At 40.4% G+C, this 22,420-nt stretch carries 17 protein-coding genes and 1 tRNA gene; 12 read left to right on the top strand and 6 right to left on the bottom strand.

From position 1 onward, the window contains the following. Window positions 1–177: 177 nt before the first annotated feature. Window positions 178–1,842, bottom strand: coding sequence for an iron uptake porin (locus SOI84_RS05390; protein WP_320673549.1), 1,665 nt, complete (start codon window positions 1,840–1,842; stop codon window positions 178–180). A 302-nt stretch (window positions 1,843–2,144) separates the two neighbouring features. Between SOI84_RS05390 and SOI84_RS05395 the strand changes: the two genes are divergently transcribed. The 10 genes from SOI84_RS05395 to SOI84_RS05440 all read left to right on the top strand — a co-directional run bounded on the left by SOI84_RS05395 (window position 2,145) and on the right by SOI84_RS05440 (window position 14,639). Beyond that, the gene (locus SOI84_RS05395) at window positions 2,145–3,770 is read left to right on the top strand and encodes a 4-amino-4-deoxy-L-arabinose transferase (RefSeq protein ID WP_320673550.1); all 1,626 of its coding nucleotides are present in this window, start codon (window positions 2,145–2,147) and stop codon (window positions 3,768–3,770) included. A 49-nt stretch (window positions 3,771–3,819) separates the two neighbouring features. Further along, complete coding sequence (locus SOI84_RS05400; protein ID WP_320673551.1) at window positions 3,820–4,932, top strand: glycosyltransferase family 2 protein; 1,113 nt, start codon at window positions 3,820–3,822, stop codon at window positions 4,930–4,932. Then, complete coding sequence (locus SOI84_RS05405) at window positions 4,917–6,482, top strand: ArnT family glycosyltransferase (protein WP_320673552.1); 1,566 nt, start codon at window positions 4,917–4,919, stop codon at window positions 6,480–6,482. Before SOI84_RS05400 ends, SOI84_RS05405 begins: the two co-directional genes overlap by 16 nt. Next, complete coding sequence (locus SOI84_RS05410; RefSeq protein WP_320673553.1) at window positions 6,479–8,110, top strand: DUF2079 domain-containing protein; 1,632 nt, start codon at window positions 6,479–6,481, stop codon at window positions 8,108–8,110. The genes SOI84_RS05405 and SOI84_RS05410 overlap by 4 nt, the downstream gene beginning before the upstream one ends. Before the next feature lie 255 nt (window positions 8,111–8,365). After that, on the top strand, window positions 8,366–9,760 hold the full coding sequence (locus SOI84_RS05415) for a DUF2079 domain-containing protein (protein WP_320673554.1): 1,395 nt from the start codon (window positions 8,366–8,368) through the stop codon (window positions 9,758–9,760). A gap of 88 nt (window positions 9,761–9,848) precedes the next feature. After that, a complete protein-coding gene (locus SOI84_RS05420; RefSeq protein ID WP_320673555.1) occupies window positions 9,849–11,474 on the top strand; it encodes a DUF2079 domain-containing protein in 1,626 nt (541 codons plus the stop codon). Window positions 11,475–11,584: 110 nt separating this feature from the next. Then, window positions 11,585–11,848 (top strand): hypothetical protein, encoded by a 264-nt coding sequence (locus tag SOI84_RS05425; RefSeq protein ID WP_320673556.1) that lies wholly within the window; start codon window positions 11,585–11,587, stop codon window positions 11,846–11,848. A 147-nt stretch (window positions 11,849–11,995) separates the two neighbouring features. Next, the gene (locus SOI84_RS05430) at window positions 11,996–12,571 is read left to right on the top strand and encodes an ABC transporter ATP-binding protein (RefSeq protein ID WP_414153623.1); all 576 of its coding nucleotides are present in this window, start codon (window positions 11,996–11,998) and stop codon (window positions 12,569–12,571) included. A 25-nt stretch (window positions 12,572–12,596) separates the two neighbouring features. Then, window positions 12,597–12,668 (top strand) — tRNA-Asn (locus tag SOI84_RS05435). Window positions 12,669–13,307: 639 nt separating this feature from the next. Then, complete coding sequence (locus tag SOI84_RS05440; protein ID WP_320673558.1) at window positions 13,308–14,639, top strand: hypothetical protein; 1,332 nt, start codon at window positions 13,308–13,310, stop codon at window positions 14,637–14,639. 172 nt (window positions 14,640–14,811) lie between these two features. On the opposite strand, the gene SOI84_RS05445 is transcribed toward SOI84_RS05440, so the two are convergent. Beyond that, window positions 14,812–15,057, bottom strand: coding sequence for a hypothetical protein (locus tag SOI84_RS05445; protein ID WP_320673559.1), 246 nt, complete (start codon window positions 15,055–15,057; stop codon window positions 14,812–14,814). 502 nt (window positions 15,058–15,559) lie between these two features. Between SOI84_RS05445 and SOI84_RS05450 the strand changes: the two genes are divergently transcribed. Beyond that, a complete protein-coding gene (locus SOI84_RS05450; RefSeq protein ID WP_320673560.1) occupies window positions 15,560–16,351 on the top strand; it encodes a response regulator transcription factor in 792 nt (263 codons plus the stop codon). Here the strand turns inward: SOI84_RS05450 and SOI84_RS05455 are convergent. The 3 genes from SOI84_RS05455 to SOI84_RS05465 are packed head-to-tail and all read right to left on the bottom strand — an operon-like array spanning window position 16,348 to window position 20,291. Then, window positions 16,348–17,310 carry a DNA polymerase III subunit delta' gene (locus SOI84_RS05455; RefSeq protein WP_320673561.1) on the bottom strand — a complete coding sequence of 321 codons (963 nt, stop codon included), beginning with the start codon at window positions 17,308–17,310 and terminating at the stop codon, window positions 16,348–16,350. The genes SOI84_RS05450 and SOI84_RS05455 overlap by 4 nt on opposite strands. 18 nt (window positions 17,311–17,328) lie before the next feature. Next, window positions 17,329–17,970, bottom strand: a complete 642-nt coding sequence (gene tmk, locus SOI84_RS05460) for a dTMP kinase (RefSeq protein WP_320673562.1) — start codon at window positions 17,968–17,970, stop codon at window positions 17,329–17,331. After that, window positions 17,967–20,291 (bottom strand): cation-translocating P-type ATPase, encoded by a 2,325-nt coding sequence (locus SOI84_RS05465; RefSeq protein WP_320673563.1) that lies wholly within the window; start codon window positions 20,289–20,291, stop codon window positions 17,967–17,969. Before SOI84_RS05465 ends, tmk begins: the two co-directional genes overlap by 4 nt. A gap of 148 nt (window positions 20,292–20,439) precedes the next feature. On the opposite strand from SOI84_RS05465, the gene SOI84_RS05470 reads away from it, so the two are divergent. After that, window positions 20,440–20,961, top strand: a complete 522-nt coding sequence (locus SOI84_RS05470; protein ID WP_320673564.1) for a photosystem I assembly protein Ycf3 — start codon at window positions 20,440–20,442, stop codon at window positions 20,959–20,961. 20 nt (window positions 20,962–20,981) lie between these two features. Here the strand turns inward: SOI84_RS05470 and radA are convergent, their stop codons facing one another. After that, complete coding sequence (gene radA / locus SOI84_RS05475; protein WP_320673565.1) at window positions 20,982–22,364, bottom strand: DNA repair protein RadA; 1,383 nt, start codon at window positions 22,362–22,364, stop codon at window positions 20,982–20,984. Between the last annotated feature and the right edge of the window lie 56 nt (window positions 22,365–22,420).

The following is a 22,420-nucleotide window of genomic DNA, read 5'->3' on the forward strand; positions in this document are numbered from 1 at the left end:
CAAAAAAAGCAAGTTCCATAAAAACTAAATTGGGAAATTTTGGGTAAGAGATAAATGAACTTTCTTGGATACTAATTCAGTGCAAAGAAAGAAAATTTAAATCTCACAAAAAAAACCCCCAGCGAAATATTCGCTGGGGGTTGAAGACTCAACTTGGAAATAAAGCAGAGTCGCTTATCAGAACTTGAAGGTTGTCTTAACAAGTGCACCTAGGTTCCTAAAGGTGGAATCCTTAGAACCAGCATCTCCACCATGGGTGTCTTGTCTGCCATCAGTCCAGTCACCGTATGGGCGAGTCAGGTAGAACATCGCAGGGGTAACTGTGATGTTGTCTGAAACCTGAATCTTGTACCACCATTCCAGTGCATAGTTGCCATCCTCGGCATCATCATCACGAGTTGTTGTGTCGTAATCGATGTCCGTTACGAAAGTAGGCTGACCAAAGGCAAAGCCAAGATCATTACCATCAACGAATGCGTCGGCCCACTCAAGACCTATGTACCATGACTGTGATGTTGCACTGTCATAAGTGGCATGATTACCGCCACCTCTAGCGTCATCATTATCGTCGGTGGTATTCATACCCCAACCAGCGCTAACGCTAGGGATAAGGCCGGACTCAGAAGGAAGCCACCAACCGCTAAGAGCGTAAGAATTGGTTTCTCCAATGTTGTCAACAGTTGCTGCAAGAGGAGTTCCCTTACCACCTGAAATGGCAGCATTCCAGTTGTCGCTAGCTGTATTTGCATAAGCAGCGGCTAAACCCCAGCTATCTTGGGTGTAAGCAATTTGGAGAGAGGATGCATTACCACCACCCTCAGTCATAACACCACCAGTGTGGGGGTTAGAACTCTCAGCATTAGTTGAGATGTAAGTTGCAGTTACATCAAAGTTGCCAGAATTCCAAGAAATACCAGCACCACCGCCATTCGCCAAGTTATAGGCTCCTGGAGCACCTGCATAAGTGAAGAAGTCAAGAACGCTGTCAGATGGGTAAGCACTTGGCCAAACGGCAAGCATGTCATCTTGACGAACCTCAGGACCAACGGTCACTGTGAAGTCATCGCCCCAAGGGAACGAATAATAGAGGCGATCAACTTTGATGGCATCGGCGTTGCTGTTAGCAACTTCCAAAGCGGCCATTTGAACATAGCCACTACCACTGAACGCATTGCTGCCAAAATTGCCGGTACGAAGCCTTGTTTTTAGAAGGTCCTCACCAGTGAAACTTGTGTCAAGGCTCAACTTATAGTCATAGTTGAAGCTCACTGCACCATCAGACTCACCAGCCTTGGCATGACGAGGATCGCTGTCATCCATGTTGGAATCGTTCCAATCCTTACCGTAAGCATCATCACCACTAAAGGCATTGCCGCCAACAACAAAGGTTGCTACGCCGCTTAGCTTGGTAGTGGTTGAAAACTGACCTGCAGCCATGTCGCCAACGCGAGCTTCGATGCCATCAACTCTGCCCTTAAGAACAGCAAGCTCAGGACCGAATTCTGAAAGAAGACGCTTGACGTCATCACTAACTTCAGTGACGCGATCAAGACATGCATTCAATAATGCAGCTGCCTCGTAACGAGTGATTGAACGGTTACCACCGAAAGTTCCACCGGGGTATCCGGCTACACAGCCGTAACGCTCGGTCAAACTTGAAAGAGCTTGGTATGCCCAATCGGTTGGATAAACGTCAGAAAATTGAGAGACGCTGGTGACCTGCTCGCCGGCTGCTGAATAATCAGACACACCGTCAATGTTGAGGTCTGCGGCTTGTGCAGCCATTGGTGCCATAAGGCCCAATGCAGCAGGAGCCACCAGCAATTGCTGGAAGAGTTTCATTTAGTTCCTCACACGGAAATAGGCGCAATACGCCTGAATATATTTTCGCGGTTAATGCTGCTTTAATCACTCCCTAATGTGACACATTTTACAACGGCAATTGGCCAAGAAAAGACACTGGTTATTGCGACAGGGATTAGCAAAAGCTAATTATTGGATTTATAACTGACAATCCTTAAATTCCAATAGCAACATTCATGTAGACCGACAGACTCAAAAAATTTAATTAACCACCCAGATTTCAATAAAATAATGTCAAGAAACTAAAGCTCCTTTATATTCCCACTTGAAAAGGTATCCCAATGCGAAGGGCACCCAATACTGATCTAGCAATAAATGCCATCCCCATTAGAGGCTTGATTGGGTTATGGATCATTGGCTTATTAGTTGGCCTAATAGGCCTTGGAGCGGTTCCCCTTAGAGACTTTGATGAAGCGATAGTAGCCAGAGTAGCCCTTGAACTTAGTCATCACAAAGGAACTGGGGCATTGCTTCCAACCCTTTGGAATGAACCGTATATAAACAAGCCCCCAGGTTTACATTGGTTAATTGCAATTCTTATAAATCTAAATAGTGTTTTAAACCCTCACGGATCGCAACCACCACCAGAGATAGTAATACGTCTTTTCCCTGCAATAATTTCGTCACTAATAATTCCAATCTGTGGATTAATTCAATGGCAATTAAAACCCGGTGAGCAATTTCCTAGTCTGGCTACATCAGCAATCTTTCTGACACTGCTACCTATCGCACGACATGGTCGGCTAGCCATGCTTGATGGGCCATGCATTACTGCAATGGCATTGATTTGGCTACTTCTTTTATCAAACAACCGTACTATAATTGATTATCTACGAATGCTTGCTATTGGAATAACAAGTAGTTTTATTTTAATGTTAAAAGCACCTCTATTAGTTCCTACTATATGTGCAGCATTGATACCAATTTTTTGGGGAAGGGAATTGAAGAAGTGGTGGAGATGGCCACTTGCTATTGTTCTATTAATAGGACTATTACCTGGCATAAGTTGGCATATTTGGCATGGAATTAGTAGAGGAGATGCTGCCTTATGGCTTTGGGGTGGAGACGGTGCTGTACGAGTTTTATTTGATCCAGGGGAAGGAAGTGATTTGGGTTGGAAGGTACCATTAATTGAAATTTTAGAAGGGGGTTGGCCTTGGCTTTTGCTCTGGCCAATTGCTATAGCTTGGGCCTGGAAATCAAAGTACACTCGCTGGGGAAAATGGACACTTGGCACTCAAATAACTTTAGCTTTAACCATCCTGCCCTTAAAAACTCAACTTCCCTGGTATAGCCACCCTCTTTGGATTCCTTTTGGCTTGCTCTGTGGCCCAATATTGTCCTGGCTAATCACAAGAGAAAATAAACATCCAATAGTTTGTAAAAAAGTCTTAGAGAAGATTCCATTGGCATGGATTTTACTCGGTTCAATTATTCTATTACTGGGCTTGATTGGTACTTTGGGGTTAGTAAAGGAACTAAAGCCTTACAGCACTCTTGCCTTAGCAGGAGGTTTAGGTTGGGCAACAGGAGGACTACTAATTTATAAGCGTTCAAAAACAAAACGTCGCTTTGGGTTCCTAGCACTCTTAGCAGGAAATATCACAGCTCTAGCATTACTAATGGGATCGTCATTGTGGCTATGGGAGCTAAATGAGAGTTGGGCAGTGCAACCAGTTGCAAAACTAATAGAAAAAACCAAAGACCATACTGTTGTAATTGCTGGTAGCGAAGAACGACCTAGTCTAAATTGGTATGCAGGGAAACAAATCAAACGACTGCAAGATGATCCAAGTGCAAAATGGATCCTCACTAAGAATCCAAAGGAATTTAAAAAGTTAAATCCTGCTAGAGATTGCTCTAGTTACATTAGTAATGAAGAATGGACATTACTTTCTTGTAATTAAGAAGCATTAACTTAAATTCTTCAAGACTCAAAGAAGTAACATCGTAATCATGCCAATGCCACCGACAATAAAACGCCTTTCGGTGGTTCTGCCCACATATAACGAAAGAGAGAATATTAGCCCTCTAATAAATAAGCTTCTTCAACTTACACAAACTTCTGACGTGGAGATAATCGTTGTTGATGATGACTCGCAAGATGGTACGGCAGAGATCGTCAAAAAAATCTCACAGGAAAATTGCAGAATTCGTCTGATTCGAAGAGTTGGACGTTCCGGACTCGCTAGCGCAATCAAAGAAGGGTTGCTTGCAGCCACTGGAGATATTGCTGCTGTAATGGACAGTGATGGCCAGCATGAACCAATTGCATTAATAAATGCATTAGCTCTTCAACAAGAGGCAAACTTAGACCTAGTTGCTGGAAGTCGTTTCCTTGAAGGTGCAGAAATCCATGGACTTAGCAAAAGGAGAACAGGAGGATCAACATTAGCCAACAATTTTGCGCGTATGAGTCTCTCAAAAAACTACCGTCAGCTGACCGATTATATGAGCGGTTGCTTTGTGATAAAACTCAAATCTTGTCTCAATATTATATACAAAGTTGATGTAAATGGATTCAAATTTCTGTATGAGATCCTTTCTGTCAGTCGTGGAAAGCTAAAGGTTGGAGAAATACCATTATCTTTTCAACCTCGCTCGTATGGGAACTCAAAATTAGATTTAGCGATTCTCTGGGATTTCTTGATATCAGTTCTGCATACTCTAACCTTAAGGCTATTACCAAGAAGGGCAATTAGTTTTGCATTAGTTGGCAGTGGCGGGGTATTGGTTCAACTTTTATCCACTGAAGTGCTTATGATAATTTTCCAACTAGCTTTTCAAAAAGCTCTACCAATTTCAGTAATTATTGCAGCTACCTCAAACTATCTAATAAATAATGCACTAACTTTTAGATCTCAAAGGCTAGTTGGCAAAAAGTTAGCAAAAGGACTTTTAAAATTTCTTCTCGTGGCTTCTTTACCTGTAATCGCAAATGTTGGTTTGGCAACAACTTTTTATAACTTAATCTCACCGAATCCAGTAATTGCTCAACTAGCAGGAATAATTGTAGTGTTTGTATGGAACTATGCAGCTTCTTCAAGGTTTGTATGGAATACTCCCTAGCGAAAGTGTTGCCCAAAATACAACCACATACAAGAAAATATAATTTTTTCCTACCAATATTAATTGGTTTTTCCCTACGTCTAATCAATTTAAATATGCCAGTCCTAGGAGTACATAGCTGGCGACAAGCAGATACTGCAGCAATGGCTAGGCACTTTGCTATTAACAATACGCCTATTTGGCTACCTCAAATTGACTGGGGCGGTGCAACAGATGGCTTAGTGGAAGCTGAATTCCCAATATACTCTTATCTATTGGCAAAGTTTTATCAATACATAGGAATAAATGAATGGATTGGTCGAGGACTTTCCGCTGTTTTCAGTTCACTAACTATTGCACTAATAATAAAGATTTGTACAAAACTTTTAGATGAGAAAAGTGCTTGGTGGGGTGGATTATTCTTCGCAATTTGTCCGATTGGTGTGTATTACGGTAGAACAGTTCAAGCCGAGTCATTACTTTTACTATTGGGTGCATTGAGTATTAAGAGTATGATGGATTGGAAATCTAATAAAAGCTTTTTGAGGCTAATAGTTAGCTGGGTTGCATATACACTTGCCTGTCTTATCAAAGTTCTACCTTTGGCATGGTTAGGCTTACCTATATTAATTATATTTATCGGCTCAGGGGATTATTCAAGAAAATTAGATCTAACTCATATTATCATATTAATCAAAGGAATGCTCAGAAAGATTGGTCCATGGCTATATCTATTAGGTTCTTTATTAATGGTTCTTTTCTGGTATTCATACTCATATAACCTTGGTAAGGTGAATGGATTAAGTTTCGGCTTCTGGGGTGAAAGCTCTGATAGAAGTAGTCTAAAGCTTCTAATAGATGCAGGGATATGGTCAAATCTTATTCTAAGGGTAACTCTCAGAAATCTTTCGATTTTTGGTCTTCCTCTCCTGATAATTGGCATTATAAAATCCTTTAAAACTGAAGGAGGAAAAATCTTGTTTTCTGGATTAACTGGTGTCTTTATTTGTACATTATTTGCACTCCGAGCTAGTGCAACCCATGAATACTATCAATTACCACTTCAACTATTCTTCTGCCCGCTAATGGGGAAAGGATTTGCAGAATTCCTAAACTTAACTCAATCATCTTTAAAGCATTGGAATCTTATTATTATTTCACTACTTATTACGACTAGCCTTATAATTCTTTCCCTAGATTATTGGTCTTTAGAGCAACGCCAGAATAGAGTCTGGATGCCTTTAGCAAAGGAAATACGTGCAAAAGTTCCAGAAAATAATTTGATAATTAGTGTTACTGGAGCCGATCCAACACTGCTTAATTTAGCACGTAGACAAGGATGGATACTATCTGTAAAAGATGTCACAAAGCAGTATCTACAATTATTATCAGAGCAAGGTGCAAAATATATCGTGGGAAGCCTCAACTGGGAAGAGACTCACATACCTCTTAATGAAAAGAAAATCAAGAAAGATATAGAGGAATTATTATGTATAAATAATGGCCAAGCTAATTGTATCGAAAGCAATAATTTAACTTATATATTTAACCTTAAGGAAGTACTTCAATGAAGATAAATATCTTACCAAATTCCAATAAGCCATCTTCAAAAATTGTTCTTCTTTGGATAATTTGTTTCTCTATTGTAATTTTTACACTGCAAACATGGAGGATATTTAGTCTTAATGCAACTTATGATCAAGGTCTTTTCCTCCAAGAAATCTGGAATACGTTACAGGGAAGGCCATTTGAAAGCACATTAGCTTCAGAACTTTCTTCACCAGTTAAATTCGAAGGTGAGCTTCCCGAGCTTGGATATAGACATTTAGCTCAACATTTCACCCCTCTTCTAGCTATCTGGGCTCCTTTGGTAGGGCTTATAGGAATCTGGTCTCTCCCCTTTATTCAAGTCGCAGTAATTGCTTCCGCAGGATGGGTGTTATTCCTTTTAGGTAAAGAATACCTGCCAGAGCAACTTGCTGGTTGGATTGCTTGTAGCTTTTTCACAACTGGAACAGTTCTAGGTCCATCACTTGAAAATTTTCACGATCTTTGCATCATTCCATTACTTGTCTTTAGTTTAATTCTAGGGATAAGTAGGGAACAAAAGCTTTTATATTTTATCCCAGCACTTCTACTTCCCCTTGTAAGAGAAGATGTTGGATTAATGACATTTAGTATTGGTATTTGGATGGTTTTTCGAAAACCTAATTGGAGAGTGTGGGGAATAGGCCTGTGCATATATGCTTTAACTGCTGTACTTATAATTACAAATCAAATCATGCCTTTATTTGGCTCTGAACTATCAACAAGGTTTATCCAAGAGAGATTTGGTCAGTATCTAAATGGAGAGACAGGCGGGACAATAGATGTTCTAATTAGTATGGCTAAACAGCCCGGCTTATTGCTAAAAGAGCTAATTTCACCTATAGGAAGTACAGTTAGGCTTTTCGTAACACTATTTCTTCCGTTAGCTTTTATACCTTTGTTATCAATAGATGTTTGGTTTCTCATAGCGGTTCCGCTCTTTGTTGCACTTAGTTCACAAGGTGGAAATGCAATGTCTGTGCATCTCCGATTTATGCTTTACCTAGTCCCTGGTGTCTTTGCAGGTTCAATTTTTTGGTGGAGTAAAAAGCATCATTTATTTCAGGTGAAAAGATATCAAAGCATATGGAAAATTTGTATGGTGATAGGCATATTTTTCACCTTAACTGGAAACCCACATCGTTCACTATCAGTCATAATACCGGATAGTATTGATCCTTGGGTACATATACCAATTCATAAACAATTGATACGCGGAGTTAATGCACAAAATCTTTTTTCTTTAATTCCACCCGACTCATCTGTGGCTGCAGAAACACATCTAATACCTCAACTTTCTGAAAGACGAATTCTTCTTCGCTTCCCAGAAAACTATATGTATAAAGACTTAAACGGAAAAAGAAAAGAAGTGGATTATATCATCAGCCAACCAGCTTATAATGCAGACTATTCTTCTGCGTTTAGACATCATAGAATTTGGGTCCTAAGAAGCAATCAAACTCTAGAAAAGCTAGTCAATTCTAAAGCATATGGTGTCTACTATTGCGACCCATATTCAATTATTCTGAGAAAAGATTTACAATCTCTAGCTAAAGATAAGAAGTGCATGGCAACCCAGTTAAAAAAAACAATGCGCAAGTCACTTCAATAAGTTTAAATGTCAAAAATTAAAATAAGAAAAGAACTCAACTAATAGGCTTAAAACAAAAAATATATCAGGTTTTCACTTATTTCTGAAGCAAGCTGCCGAATAGAAAGGAACCTAATGCAAAATGGAGTGTTGAAACTATAATTAATGGACATATGCCAAAATCAGTATGTCAACTAATTCAGAAACTTAATCTCTTTTAATTGAATTCTCCTCAAACCATCTCATCAAAAACCTAAATCATAAGGCCTAAACAATTTGATAGAAACACTAAAACCACGAATCAGACTAACTACAGTCTGTACAGCAATTTTCCTATTATTCTGGATACTTTCCTCCACTAGACATTGGCTTCTACAAAGCAATGCATATGACTTAGGGCTCTTCGACCAATGGATATGGCTGATTAGTAAAAGACTACCTCCTTATTCCTCTATGGAAGGAGTTCATGTACTTGCTGATCATGGAGCATTATCGCTCTATATAGCAGCTATACCTTATCGAATTTTTTCCAGTGTTCACTGGCTCCTAGCAAGTCAAGCTGCGGCACTTAGCTTTACTGCCATACCTTTGTGGTGGCTTTCCGAGAAGGCAGGACTTAGCAGAAAGCTCTGTTGGCTTGCATGTGGCCTCTGGTGGCTTCAACCTGTTGTATTTAATGTAAATCTTTTTGATTTCCACCCTGAAGTTTGGGCAATGCCAGCTCTTGCAATCAGCTTCTGGTGTAGTCGGAACGAAAAATTTTGGCTTTGGCTCCTCTCATTATTCTTTCTACTTAGTTGCAGGGATGGTTTAGTACTAATCATTCTTGGAATTGGAATAGAACAGATTTTAAGGAAAAGATGGCAATGGGGAATTACAGCTATCGGGATTTCTTTCGGCTGGCTAATTATTTTAAATAATTTGCTATACCCATTTCTAACAAAAAATAATTCGGGTCCTAAAGCTATTGGAACTCTCTTTTCCTATCTCGGAAACAGTCTGGAGGAGGTTGTAATTAATCTATTAACCAAGCCAAATCTGCTTATTCAAAACGTAAATTGGCTAGATGGAATCTTTTATTTGATTCTTATATCAATATCTTTAGCACCTTTCTGGAAAAAACAATCAGTATTTGCATTGTCATCAGGAATTCCTTTAATAATAGTGAATTTCCTATCTTCTGAGGCACCTCAAAGGACACTTATACATCATTACAGTCTGCCAATTGCTGTCATAACGGTTATTGGTGCAATCGACGGACTCGCCATAAACCCAAGACAAAACATTCCTTATACAAAACTCTTTTGGAGTACTCTATGTTGGGTGACACTTGCAAAGCCATGGTTTTTTGCTGGTCATTATTTAAATCGCATCCAATATATTGGGGTTATTAGAGAAGTAACAACAGAAATACCAAAGGAAGCTAAACTAATCACAACTAGCTATTTGGTACCCCATTTCAGCCATAGAGTCAAAGTTGACTTTCCAAGAGAAGGCAATGATTTAGAACTTATTAATGATACTGATATTTTGTTGCTTAATCCTATTGATCCTGGATGGGGGTCAACTAACAATATTCAATCTGATCTAATAGAGGCTGTGAAAGAAAAGGAATGGAATTGTAGTCATATTAAAGAAGAGTTAGTGCTTTGCAAAAAACCTCAGGCTTAAGCTAATTAAAATAAATAGTTAACTTTATAATAAAAGATCGTGAATCTTGAGCAATCTTCTCTATTGTAATCAGATCTATAAAAACTTAATGAAGCCTGCTATAGAACAAAGTTTTACTTCTGACAGACATGTCTGGTTAGCTGCAAGCATTTTCTTTTTCACTTGCCTTCTTCTACAAGTTTGGCGGATGCAAAGTCTTACATCTTCAATGGACCAAGGCATCTTATATCAAATTCTATGGAACGGTCTCCAAGGGCATCCTTTCGAAAGCACTTTATCCTCTCAACTATCATCCAACGTCGTACATACTGGTGATATACCTACAGTTGGTTACCACAGATTAGGGCAACATTTCACACCAATCCTAATCATCTGGCTTCCTCTTATAAGTTTAATGGGGAAATGGGCCCTACCGATATTACAGGTCGCGCTTATTACACTTTCCGGATTATTTCTCTATCAATTAGCAAAGCTACATCTGAAAAAAAAAGTGGCTTCAATGATAACATTTTCCTATCTTGGGGCAAATGCTGTTATAGGTCCTTGTCTTGGTAATTTCACAGACCTAGCACAGCTTCCTCTTACAGTATTTGCATTAATTATAGGAATAGAAACACGCAACAAATGGCTAATATTAATTCCTGCTCTTGCTATTCCGCTAATACGTGAAGATACAGGTGTAGTCCTTATGGGAATAGGTTTATGGGTAATTTTACGTCAAAGAAAAAATTTGCTTCTTGGAAGTTTACTTCTCTTTTATGGTGGGGCTTGGGTGCTGATAGCTACTAATTTACTTATGCCTATCTTTAGCGACGACACATCTAAAAGATTTATGGTAGAAAATTTTGGTCAATACTTACAAGGGAAAAACGAGGCCAATAGTCTCGAGGTTATTAAATTAGCCCTCCAGCAACCTCTGGTAATTATCAAGGAAATAGTTACACCACCAGGGCAAACATTGAGATATCTTCTAGGTCAATTTTTGCCTCTAATGTTTATTCCTCTCATCTCACTCGATAGCTGGGTTATTATGGGACTCCCTCTTTTAGGGCTTTTAATGGCACAAGGTAATCCACTTGCCATCAATTGGAGATACACATATCTAGTCGTTCCTGGAATATTTTCTGGAAGCATATACTGGTGGAAAAACAATCCAAATATTACACTTAATAGTAGGCTTAAGAGTATCTGGGTAGGGTGTATTTTATTATCATTGATTTTTACATTAACTAGCAACCCGAATCGTACTATTTCTTGGCTTATGCCGGAAAGTATTAATCCCTGGGTCTATCATTCTCCTTTTAAACAATGGAAGCATTCTCGAATAGCACTAAAGTCAATTCAACAGATTCCTCCTAACGCATCTGTATCAGCTAGCTCAACATTAGTACCTCATCTTGCTTCAAGAGAAGCACTCATCCGTTTCCCTTATCACATTCGCTACAAAAATAGGCAAGGAGAGACAGCCTATGTGGATTGGGTTGTTGCCGACATATATCATCACCAGAAATATGCTTCTTCTTTCAAGAATGAATGGAAGGATCTTCAGGAAATTATCCAAGTTCTTCAAAATATGGAAGGAAAATATTCTCCGGTTTTTACCGAAGATGGAATTGTTTTATTTCAATTAAATGGCAAAAACAATCCAAAGGTAAGTAGTAATTACAAAAAACTACTGGAAAAGATCTCCTCAATCACTCCACCAAAACCCTAATTGCATGAAGATTCAACCTCTCAAATATGTTCAAAATTAAATATAAGAGCTCCTAATTGCACAAACGAAGGTTGCACTGCAATATTAATAAGAGACTTGTAAGCTTTGCCGTGTATGTCATCGAATTAGCTCTCAAATATAGCCCTTTCCCTTTATCTGTGGAGCGCAAAGAATATACCCAGGCTGAGGCTCTTTACCATCAGGTAAGAAATGCTCTGGAGAAAGGTCGTCCAGAACTCCTAGACCTGACTTGTGAGAAACTTGAGAGCAAAAAGATAGCGGTTCTCGTCAGCGAAATTCTTGCAGTTCAAATCTATGAAAAAACTGCTTCCTCAATAGGGACTAAACGACCTGGGTTCACAGTGGATGCTTAAACAAATTACCAAAAAGAAGCAAACGTGCTACACACCAAACGCATCGCACAACCAATTTTAGAAATTGAAAACATATCCTTTACTTGGCCTTCTGGTGAGAAAGCATTATCCAATTGCAGCTTCTCAATACCAGGTCCAGGACTATGGATGCTTGTTGGGAGAAATGGCAGTGGCAAGAGCACACTCTTCAGAATCATCAGTGGACTATTAAAGGCTCAAGAAGGCCAATTCAAATGCAACGTCAAACCAGCATTGATGTTTCAAAATCCTGATCATCAAATTCTGCTCCCAAGTTGCGGAAGTGATGTATCTCTAAATCTGCCAGCCCACCTAAATAACCAAACGCGCCATGATCTAGTGAAATCACTTTTGAAAGAAGTCGACTTAAGTGGCCTTTCCTACAGACCAATACACACGCTGAGTGGTGGGCAAAAACAACGTTTAGCTCTTGCAGGTGCATTGGCAAGCGATTCCGAGCTGCTTCTTTTAGACGAACCAACTGCATTGCTCGACCCTGAAAGTCAGGTGGCAATTTTAAAAACAGTTAAAAAGCTATGCCATCGCAAACAAAAGCCTCTTACAGCAATCTGGATCACCCATCGCCTCGAGGAACTAGAGCATGCAGATGGAGCAACCAGAATGGAAAATGGGAAGATCGGGAAATGGCAATCAGGTAATCAACTCAGAAAATCTTTAGATCCCCTTGCCGTTTTACCAGCATGAGCTGTAAGTTCTTCGGGATAGCCATTCCTCGGTAGCTCAGCGGTAGAGCGGTCGACTGTTAATCGATTGGTCGCAGGTTCGAATCCCGCCCGGGGAGTTTTTTATCCCTCAAAAGACCCCCACAGCAATCCAGGGGTCTTTTTTTTTGCCGTGACTGAGGTCAAGCGCACCCTTAAACGAACGATCCCTTGAGCGAAATCAGGATGGGGCTGCATGGACTTTGAAGATTGGCTCCAAGAAACCAACAAGACATCTCTAAGCGTGTTCCTGTGGGCATGGAGACCCTGAATGGAGAATACAGATACAGACAACCATTCTTTATCAGTGGGTGAGTGCCTTTTCTGTGAAGCGCAGATAAAGAGGTTTAAATGGTTCCAAGCAATTTGGAAGTTCCCCTGCTTGACTTTGAGAGCAGAGCAATGAAAGTTAACGTCAATCTCTACCAAGGTAGTCAGGCCTTTAAAGCATAATGATTGTCAGTAAGTTTTAAGATGCCTTTCAGACGGCAAAGAGTGAAACTCCAAAAGCAACGACAATTGCTATGAAAGCAGTTTTGGAATAATGATTAAAACAAAAAACATAAAAAAGATTCCGCATGAATTGCGAGAAGTTTGGTTGAATTCTGGCTTGAAAGATAAGAATTTGAGATAAATAGCTTTCTTAGCATGATATTTGTTCCAATGGAGTCATTAACTGAAAACAGAGTGCTAGATTAGTTGATAGATATGGGCTTTTCATGTTAAATAAAAATAAGCTTCACGAGTTATCTAAAAGTTGGCTTAATTCATCGAGTTATTTCTTACAGAAAGTTACAGCAAAGCTATCAACTTTAAAACAAAAAAACAATTTTTTGAACAACATTTTCTTTTTAATCATAGCAAGTGGTTTGCTTCTTGGTGCCAGTTCAAGTGCATTTCTGCAAGCATCAAATCAAGATTATGGTGTACATACCGTTTCCATGATCACTCCTTATTGTTTGGCGATCCTGTATATAGGAATCTGTACCTTCCTAGGCCAGCTTAACAAGAATAGAGCTCTAAAAAGTATTATTATATTTGTCATTTTATGCATTCCATTGATTCCTTATTTATCAATAACGATCGCTCATGGAATGGACGATGCAAACAGATATGCTTTATATGCTCATAACATAATTAGCGAAAGAACGTTGTGGGGGTCTGATGGACTTATGTATGAAGGTAAGCTCAATTACATAGACCAGCCAGGATATAGATATTGGCTAGCTCTGTTAATGTGCATATTTAATGGTGAAACACGTGCTCTTCAAATATTTAACCTTGGTGTGCTCTTACTTTGTTCTTTAGGATTACTTCTATCAATAAAGCCAAGGTTAAATAGCATCGACATTTCTAAGATTGCTCTCTTTTTCATGCTTTCATCTCCCTATGCTGCTAAAAACATCTTAATGGGATTAACCGAATGGTTTTCAATAGTATTATTTCTAGGATATATAACCTTCTTAACACTTAATAAGCCATTAATATCAACTATACTAGCGGCACTTCTACCATTTATAAGGCAAAACCTTTTTATTACCTCAGGGGTTCTAGCCATGCTCTTATTTATACAGTTTCGTAAGCGATGGATAATATTACTCTACCCCACTATAGCAGCATTGCCGCTATACCATAATCTATACTTTGCAGGAAAATTTAAACTACTGGTTGAGAATACAGGTACATCCGTTGATAGGTTTAATAGCTTAAATATTATTACTCCATTAAAATATATCTTCGCTGCAGCCTTACGTTCTTTAGAGTATATAGGTTATGAACCAGAAACAAATATTCTTGCTCTAGCAATAGCCTGGATCTTTGTTCCTATTGGAACATTCCTAGTCCTAAAAGAGTTCCTTTCCAAAAGAAAACAAACAAGAAAAATTGCTTTCCTATTATTGTTAGCGACTATTGGTCCAACTCTGGTGTTCGGATATGCATATTACCCTCGATTTGTCTATGTTAGCCAAACAATTTCGCTTATATCTTTGATCGTTTTACCTAAATTAATAACTAATACAAAACAAAAGAGTCACTATGAATTAGCATAGTTTCTAAAGATTGCCCTTTTGATGCCTGATATACCAAGATTATCTCTTCTACCAAGAAATAAATTGAGCCCCTTTTGCTACTAAAGGATTGCCCGTTATTTAAAGGGTCTTTATATGACTCCAATTCTCTTCATTATCCAGTAATAGGTCACCCTCGAAGCAAGCAAAGCTATTAACCACCATTACAGAAGCGAACCGCAGCAGAAGGAGTCTGACCACTTTTTCTAATTTCTTGAACACACTCATTAAAAACCGTTGATTCCTTCTTAATAGAGCAAAAACTCAATGCAATTGCAGCAAGTGAAACGGCAGAGATGACTCTTGCACCAAGAGTAGTGAATCCAAAAGCAAGCATTAACCCTTTTTTAGTGCCACAGTTCTTCTTGTTTTTTTTGTTTTTTTTGTCTTCTTTGCTCATTGTTTTTCAAAGAGAATGCTCAAGCACAATATTAATTCAATTGATTGCACGCAAGATGGGAAGGCAGTGAAAACCGCAAGACATTAAGAAAGGCATCCTTTGCAATACGGACAAGTGGATGCCTTTCTCTAAAAGCCAGGACTATTTTCTCTGAGCATTGCCCTGACATTTTCTGTTCTAGTAAAGGATTGAGTACATGGTCAGCAAGTAAAAATTCCTATTTTGTTGGTGAAGCCACGGCTGCGAGGTTTGGGAATATATAAAAGTCATTCAATCCGCAACAGAGCATGGAGAGATTCGGAAGAATTCCTAAAGAGAGATGACTTCGAAAATTGCCTTGAAACACCCTAAATGCCTTTATTTGCAGCTTATCTCGGTCAAATGAGGAAAGAGACCTTGATCCAACCCACCCCTGCAAAGTAATACAAATCTTGAGAGAATCAGTGAATTCTCCATCTAACAGCTTTTTGCTGACTATGGATTTCACCAAAAAGGCGATCTAATGAAGCCCTGCATCCTGCTAATCGAAGATGACCAGGACATGCGTGACCTTGTGAGTGGTCATTTAGAGCACAGTGGTTTTGATGTGCAAAAAGCAGGGGACGGAATAAAAGGTCAAGCGCTTGCTCTTCAGTACAGCCCAGATCTAATACTTTTAGATCTAATGCTACCCAACGTTGATGGGCTGACCATCTGTCAGAGATTAAGAAGAGATGAAAGGACCGCAGGAATCCCAATACTGATGATCACAGCTTTAGGAGGAACTAAAGACAAAGTAAGTGGTTTCAATTCTGGAGCTGATGATTACCTCACCAAACCATTTGATCTAGAAGAACTTGCAGTACGAGTTAAAGCACTCTTAAGGAGAACACATAGGGCCCCTATTGGCTCAAGTAGCCACCAAGAAATTCTTAGTTTTGGACCGTTAACACTTGTTCCAGAAAGATTTGAAGCAATTTGGTTTGACAGAGCAGTCAGGCTCACCCATCTCGAATTTGAACTACTCCACTGCCTATTACAAAGACATGGACAAACTGTTGCTCCATCTCTCATCCTGAAGGAAGTATGGGGGTATGAGCCTGATGACGATATTGAAACTATTCGCGTTCACGTCCGGCACCTCAGAACCAAATTAGAACCCGATCCACGTAAGCCAAGGTTTATTAAAACTGTTTATGGAGCGGGATATTGCCTTGAGCTACCCACTGGTGGCGAGATAGCGATAATGCAAGATGTTCTCGCTAAAGCTCGAGAAGAGAGGGAAAAGAAAAAAAACGAAAGAGAAAGTGCCTAAGGAAAAGAAAATATTTCCAATAATGCAACTTCCCATGCAAGTCTTGGCTGAACAAAAGACAATAAGTGCTTTCTAAGCTTTTCTAATCTTATTAAAGGGCTTGAATGCAACTCATTCTGCCAAAGATGATATTCCCACCAATTTAGAACCCAAAGCTGATCCTGAACATCTAAAACATCTGTCAAATCTTTCGCAAGAGAAAGAATTTCAAGTGAATTAGACGGCCTTATTTTTAATCGTCCAATGAGATCCTTTGGTAATGCCTCCCAGATCATGGAATTCTTCAGAAGCATTCCTGGGGAACCTGCAGCAAGTGCACACAACTCAGGTTCATCTAATTGAGCAAATAATTTCTCTTCAAATTGATTATCCATTTTCGTTAGAACTTCCCTAATAGCTTGACGGCTCAAACGACCAAAAATAATTTCTTGACATCTTGAACGAATCGTTTGCAATAACCTTTGAGGGGCTGAACAAAGCAGTATTAGCAAACCATTAGACGGTTCTTCTAGTGTTTTTAAAAGAGCATTAGCTGCAGCCTCTGGCATTGCTTCAGCTGCCTCAATTACAACCATTCCCTTTGAAGCCTCAACCGGTCTTCTCCCTAAAAAACTTTTGATAGCTCGTATTTGCTCTAAACGGATTTGAGGTGGGGTCTTTCTGCTAACTCCTTCTCGATCTGCAAGAGATTGAGGCACGAGACGCCCCTGATGAGAATAAGCAGGCTCTACCCATAGCAAATCAGGATGATTTCCTTGCTCCAACCTACGTCTTGTTCTTAATTGCGGGTCTCTAGAACTAATAACCCCCTCTAAGAATCTAAATGCTGCTAACCGGCGGCCAACACCTTCAGGGCCAGAGAAAATATACGCTGGGGCAAAGGCTCCGTTTGCAATCGCCGCTTCCAGCAAAGAAACCGCGAAAGGCTGACCAATAACATCATCAAAAAGAGATCCCATTTCTATAAAAATTCCATATCAAGAGTCTCCTGCAAATCCAAAATTCTTGAGGGCATTCTCTATCGATCTACTTACATCAGTAGAACTTTGATCAGCACATATTTTTGTCCAATTTCGAGCATGAGCAATATTAGAGAAACCCTCTGATACCCTTTGCAAAAACTCCAACCCCTCACCTTCCATTCGATCATCGATAGTCCACATCCTGCGTGAAACACTTTCTTTAACTGGCAAGTGCAACCAGAACGTCATATCTGGAACAATCCCAAAAGTAGCAATATGCTCAAGATTCAGAATTAAATCTCGATCAAGTTGCCTACCATACCCTTGATATGCAAGCGTAGATCCACTAAACCTATCAGTAATAACCCAGTCTCCCTTATGAATTAATGGTGCAATAAATGTAGATACATGCTGTGCTCTATCGGCTGCATATAGCAGTAATTCAGTTAATGGTTCTGGAGAAACTTCATCTTTTGTGTCCAGTAAAAATTTTCTCAAAGCTTTTCCTAGAGGTGTACCTCCCGGTTCCTTTGTGATATGTAATTTTGCATCTTTTGGCATCAAACCACTTTGTGGAAGCCACTGTGAAAGATGCTTCAACTGTGTAGATTTTCCACAGCCATCAATACCCTCTAAAGCAAAAAGCCGACCTTTCATGTGGTTCGCAATGTCAAAGCATTTAGAACAACCGTGATTGAACTTAGTGCCATCAATAATGCCGCTATAGGTGGGGAAAGCAACAAACCATAGCTTGGTAAAAGTATTCCTGCCGCTATGGGAAGAGCAATTAAGTTATAACCAAAAGCCCAAAATAGATTCTGGCGAACTTTACTCATTGTTCTCCTAGCTAATAAAAGAGCTTCAGGTAAACCTTCCAGTCTGTCTCCTAGTAAAACCAAATCAGCAGTTTCCTGCGCAATTTGGGTACCCGTTCCAACAGCTATGCCAAGATCTGCGGCAGCTAAGGCAGGCGCATCATTAATACCATCACCAACCATTGCTAATGGACCAGAACTTTTAAGTTGCTCTAACTGTGAGAGTTTTTTTGCTGGTAATAAATTCCAAAAAAGTTGGTCATTCTTAAAGCCAAGTTTTTGTCCTAAACGTTCTACAGATTCTCTGCGATCTCCACTCAAAATCGCCATTTTTAGACCTTCTTCGCGCAACCTGGCTAATGCAAGATGCGAATCTGCTCTGGGGGAGTCCTCAATCCCGATAAGTCCTAGCAACTCTTCCCCACAAGAAACACCAACTACAGATTGCCCCTTGCGAGATGCATCCTTAAGAGCTTTTTGAATCTCTTCATTCCAAAAAATTCCTTCAGATCGAATCCATTCCGGATTTCCTACTCGCACTGTTCCTTCAATTCCTTCAATTTCTCCCGCAATACCAGAACCTGCAATTGTGGATGTGTTCAAGGGCTTCAATATTGGCATTTTGTACCGCTGTGCCTCCTGGATGACTGCGTGAGCCAAAGGATGGCGACTGTTCTCCTCCAAGCAAGAAGCAAGCTGAAACATTCTTGCAGGCTCTTTTGCAAGCATTACTGCCGAAACGAGGGGTCGACCAAGGGTAAGGGTGCCTGTCTTATCAAAAACTATTTGTTTGATTGAAGCTGCCATTTCGATGACATCACCACCACGAAATAGCCAGCCCCTACGAGCAGCTTGACCAGAAGAAACAGTGATAACGGTTGGAGTAGCCAACCCCAAAGCACAAGGGCAAGCAACTACAAGCACCGCAATAGCAAGCTGTAAGGCCAAGCCCAAAGGGGTCTCAGCACCGCTACCTAGTGATCCATGCAAGCTGTGACCATGCAACAAACCTTGTCCTGAAGCATGTAAGACATGTGGCCACAATCGCGAACCAATTAACCACCAAAAGAAAAATGTTCCCAATGCAAGTACTCCAACGCCATAGCAGAATCTGCCTGCTATTCGATCCGCCAAACCTTGGATTGGAGCCTTTCTAGATTGTGCCCTCTCCACTAACGAGATTATGCGAGCTAATGCGGTCTGGGCTCCTACACGTCTAACCGCCAAAACAAGGGTTGATTGAAGATTAAGGCTCCCGGAGGAAAGTTCCGTACCTGGGGATGCCTCTAATGGCAAAGGTTCCCCTGTCAGGCTTGAGATATCTACCGCCGAAGAACCCTCCTCTACAACACCATCAACAGGAATTCGATCTCCTGCCAATAATTGAACCCTATCCCCAATCCGAAGAGAACCAACTCGCACTTCTCTAATAAGACCATTACCCAAAAGGAGTCTCGCGCTATCAGGCTGTAATTGAGCCAATTGCTTCAATGCTCGACCTGTTCGAAATCGAGCACGCTCCTCCAAAAAGCGGCCCAATAAGACAAATCCAAGAAGCATTACCGGTTCATTAAAAAAGCATGGCCAACCAACCTGAGGCCATATCAATGCCACAAGACTTGCAAGATAAGCACTTAAAACACCCAGACCGACCAAAGTGTCCATTGTTGGTGTAGCAGCTAAGGCAGCTAAAGCTCCACTTGTAAGGATTGAGCGTCCGGGTCCAAAAAGTGCAAAAGTTGCCAATGCAGCATGAAAAGGCAAAGCGCCTAAGACAGGAAGCGTTAAGAAACCACCTTCAGCTAGATGGCCTAAGACGGAAAGCAACAACAAAAGCAAAGCAAAAACCAAGCTTTTCCACTGTCGCCAAAGCTCACCAGCAGAATCAGCCTCAGAGTCTTGCAAGTTTTCTAGAGGGTTCTTATCCCTTAACTGAGCAGGGAAGCCTCTATGAGCTAGTGCTTCAAGTATTTGAGCAAGATTTGTAGATGGATCCTCCAAATCCAAATAAGCAGTTCTTGAGACCAAGTTCACGCTCGCACTTGAAACACCAGTCTGTTCAAGCAAAGTGGTCTCAACAGATCGCACACAACCTCCACATTTCATGCCCTCAACATCGAGCAATATGGTTTCTTTCAAAGAATGCTTTTGAAGTGAGCTCACGAGTCGGTGAGGGCTAAATACACGTTAATAAATACAGCTCCGTTAAAGAACAATTAATTCATTCCAAAACGTATAAAGCAATTTAAATAAGCAAAAAGGAACAATTTCAGTCAGGATGGTTACCATCAAAGCTTTCTGAAGGCGAACCGTGCCCCTTAGTCAAAAAAAAGACAATTTCATCGACAAAGCCTTCACGGTGATGGCTGAGTTAATAGTCAAGATGATGCCAATCGCAGAAAACGAAAAGAAAGCTTATATCTACTATCGAGAAGGGCTTTCCGCTCAAGACTGCGGAGACTATTCTGAAGCACTTGAATGCTATGAAGAAAGCCTGAAACTTGAAGAGAATGCGGTTGATAGAGGAGAGACACTTAAAAACATGGCCATCATTTACATGAGCAATGGTGATGAAGAGTTAGCACTTGAGACTTACCAAAAGGCCCTTCTCGAGAACCCTAAACAGCCCTCTTGTCTAAAAAACATGGGTTTAATATATGAAAAGCGAGGAAGGCTTGCAGAGCAGGCTGGAAAAAAAGATGAAGCTGACAGCTGGTTTGACCAAGCAGCTGAAGTCTGGGCAAAAGCCGTCAGACTTTATCCAGGAGGATATTTAGATATTGAGAATTGGCTTAAAACAAGTGGTAGAAGCAACATCGATGTATATTTCTAGGCCCTAAGATTTTCCTCTTATTACTTATCAACTTCTAATGACATTATGATTGCCTCGTTAATATTAACTACCTGTATTAACTCAATTGATTTTAAGAACCCTATAGATTCCAACCCACTACCTCGAGGGACAACAGCACGATTGAAACCTAATCTTTCTGCTTCCTGAAGGCGCTGAGAAATTTGTCCCACCGGTCTCAATTGTCCTCCAAGGCCCAATTCCCCAATCAAAACAGTCCCCTTAGGCAAAGATACATCCTTAAAGCTAGAAACAATTGCTGCAGCAATGCCAAGATCTGATGCAGGCTCCTCTACTTCTAAACCACCTGCCACAGCAAGATAACAATCATAACGAGAGAGAGGAAAACCCATATGTTTTTCAAGTACAGCCAAAATTTGATGTAGACGGTTAGTCCCAACCCCAGTAGCAGTTCTTCGTGGGCTGGGATAACTTGTTGAACTAACTAAAGCCTGTACATCAACCAGGAGTGCTCTAGTCCCTTCACATGCAACGATCGTCGCAATACCAGCTGCTGAAGTCCCACTCAAAAACAACTTACTGGGGTTAATAACCTCAGATAGGCCCCTGCCCTGCATTTCAAAAACGCCTAATTCATTTGTTGCTCCAAAACGGTTTTTAACAGCACGCAAAAGTCTATGACTTGCAAATCTATCTCCTTCAAAAGTTAAAACTGCATCGACTAAGTGTTCTAGAACTTTTGGTCCTGCAAGTAGTCCTTCCTTGGTGACATGTCCTACCAAGATCATGGCTATAGAAAGCTTTTTGGCAAGACGCTGCAAAGCAGCTGCGCATTCCCTTACCTGCGCAACTGACCCTGGAGCACTAGATAATTCAGCATCATGTAATGCCTGAATGCTGTCCACAATTGCCACCTCAGGTCTCAAAGATTCCAATTCCTTCAGAACATTCTCTAAATCAGTTTCTGCCAAAAGATGTAAATTTGTCTCCGCTCCTTTAAGACGATTCCAGCGGAGTTTCACCTGTTGAGCAGATTCTTCCGCACTGACATATAAGACAGAACGACTAATTGCCATGGCAGTGGCACTTTGCAACAACAAAGTGCTCTTTCCAATCCCAGGGTCTCCTCCAAGCAAAACAAGTGATCCCGGGACTAAGCCGCTTCCAAGAACCCTGTCAAACTCTTGATATCCACTTCCTAACCTTAATAAAGGATTTTCCTTCAAAGATGCCATTGGCATTGATTTAATACTCCTTGGCTCCTGATCAAAATCAACACTGTTTCGGCGAAGTCTTCCATCAATTGATTGAGCTGATTGCTCAATTAAGGAGTTCCAGTCCCCACAGCTTGAGCAACGTCCAAAGAACTTCTTAGTTTGAGCTCCACAGCTCTGACAAACAAAAAAAGATGTCGTTCTGACCACTTAGGTTTATGTAAAAAGTTAAAGTTGGGGAGATTCATCCCCCACGAAAGAGCGCA

The sequence above is a fragment of the Prochlorococcus sp. MIT 1341 genome, from assembly GCF_034092415.1.
Taxonomy (GTDB): domain Bacteria; phylum Cyanobacteriota; class Cyanobacteriia; order PCC-6307; family Cyanobiaceae; genus AG-363-P08.

Coding starts and splice junctions, on each gene's coding strand:
- SOI84_RS05400 (WP_320673551.1), top strand. CDS start 3,820: ATGCCAATGCCACCGACAATAAAACGCCTTTCGGTGGTTCTGCCCACA.
- SOI84_RS05445 (WP_320673559.1), bottom strand. CDS start 15,057: ATGAGCAAAGAAGACAAAAAAAACAAAAAAAACAAGAAGAACTGTGGC.
- SOI84_RS05430 (WP_414153623.1), top strand. CDS start 11,996: ATGCTTGTTGGGAGAAATGGCAGTGGCAAGAGCACACTCTTCAGAATC.
- SOI84_RS05395 (WP_320673550.1), top strand. CDS start 2,145: ATGCGAAGGGCACCCAATACTGATCTAGCAATAAATGCCATCCCCATT.
- SOI84_RS05410 (WP_320673553.1), top strand. CDS start 6,479: ATGAAGATAAATATCTTACCAAATTCCAATAAGCCATCTTCAAAAATT.
- SOI84_RS05450 (WP_320673560.1), top strand. CDS start 15,560: ATGAAGCCCTGCATCCTGCTAATCGAAGATGACCAGGACATGCGTGAC.
- tmk (WP_320673562.1), bottom strand. CDS start 17,970: ATGAAAGGTCGGCTTTTTGCTTTAGAGGGTATTGATGGCTGTGGAAAA.
- SOI84_RS05455 (WP_320673561.1), bottom strand. CDS start 17,310: ATGGGATCTCTTTTTGATGATGTTATTGGTCAGCCTTTCGCGGTTTCT.
- SOI84_RS05390 (WP_320673549.1), bottom strand. CDS start 1,842: ATGAAACTCTTCCAGCAATTGCTGGTGGCTCCTGCTGCATTGGGCCTT.
- SOI84_RS05440 (WP_320673558.1), top strand. CDS start 13,308: ATGTTAAATAAAAATAAGCTTCACGAGTTATCTAAAAGTTGGCTTAAT.
- SOI84_RS05420 (WP_320673555.1), top strand. CDS start 9,849: ATGAAGCCTGCTATAGAACAAAGTTTTACTTCTGACAGACATGTCTGG.
- SOI84_RS05405 (WP_320673552.1), top strand. CDS start 4,917: ATGGAATACTCCCTAGCGAAAGTGTTGCCCAAAATACAACCACATACA.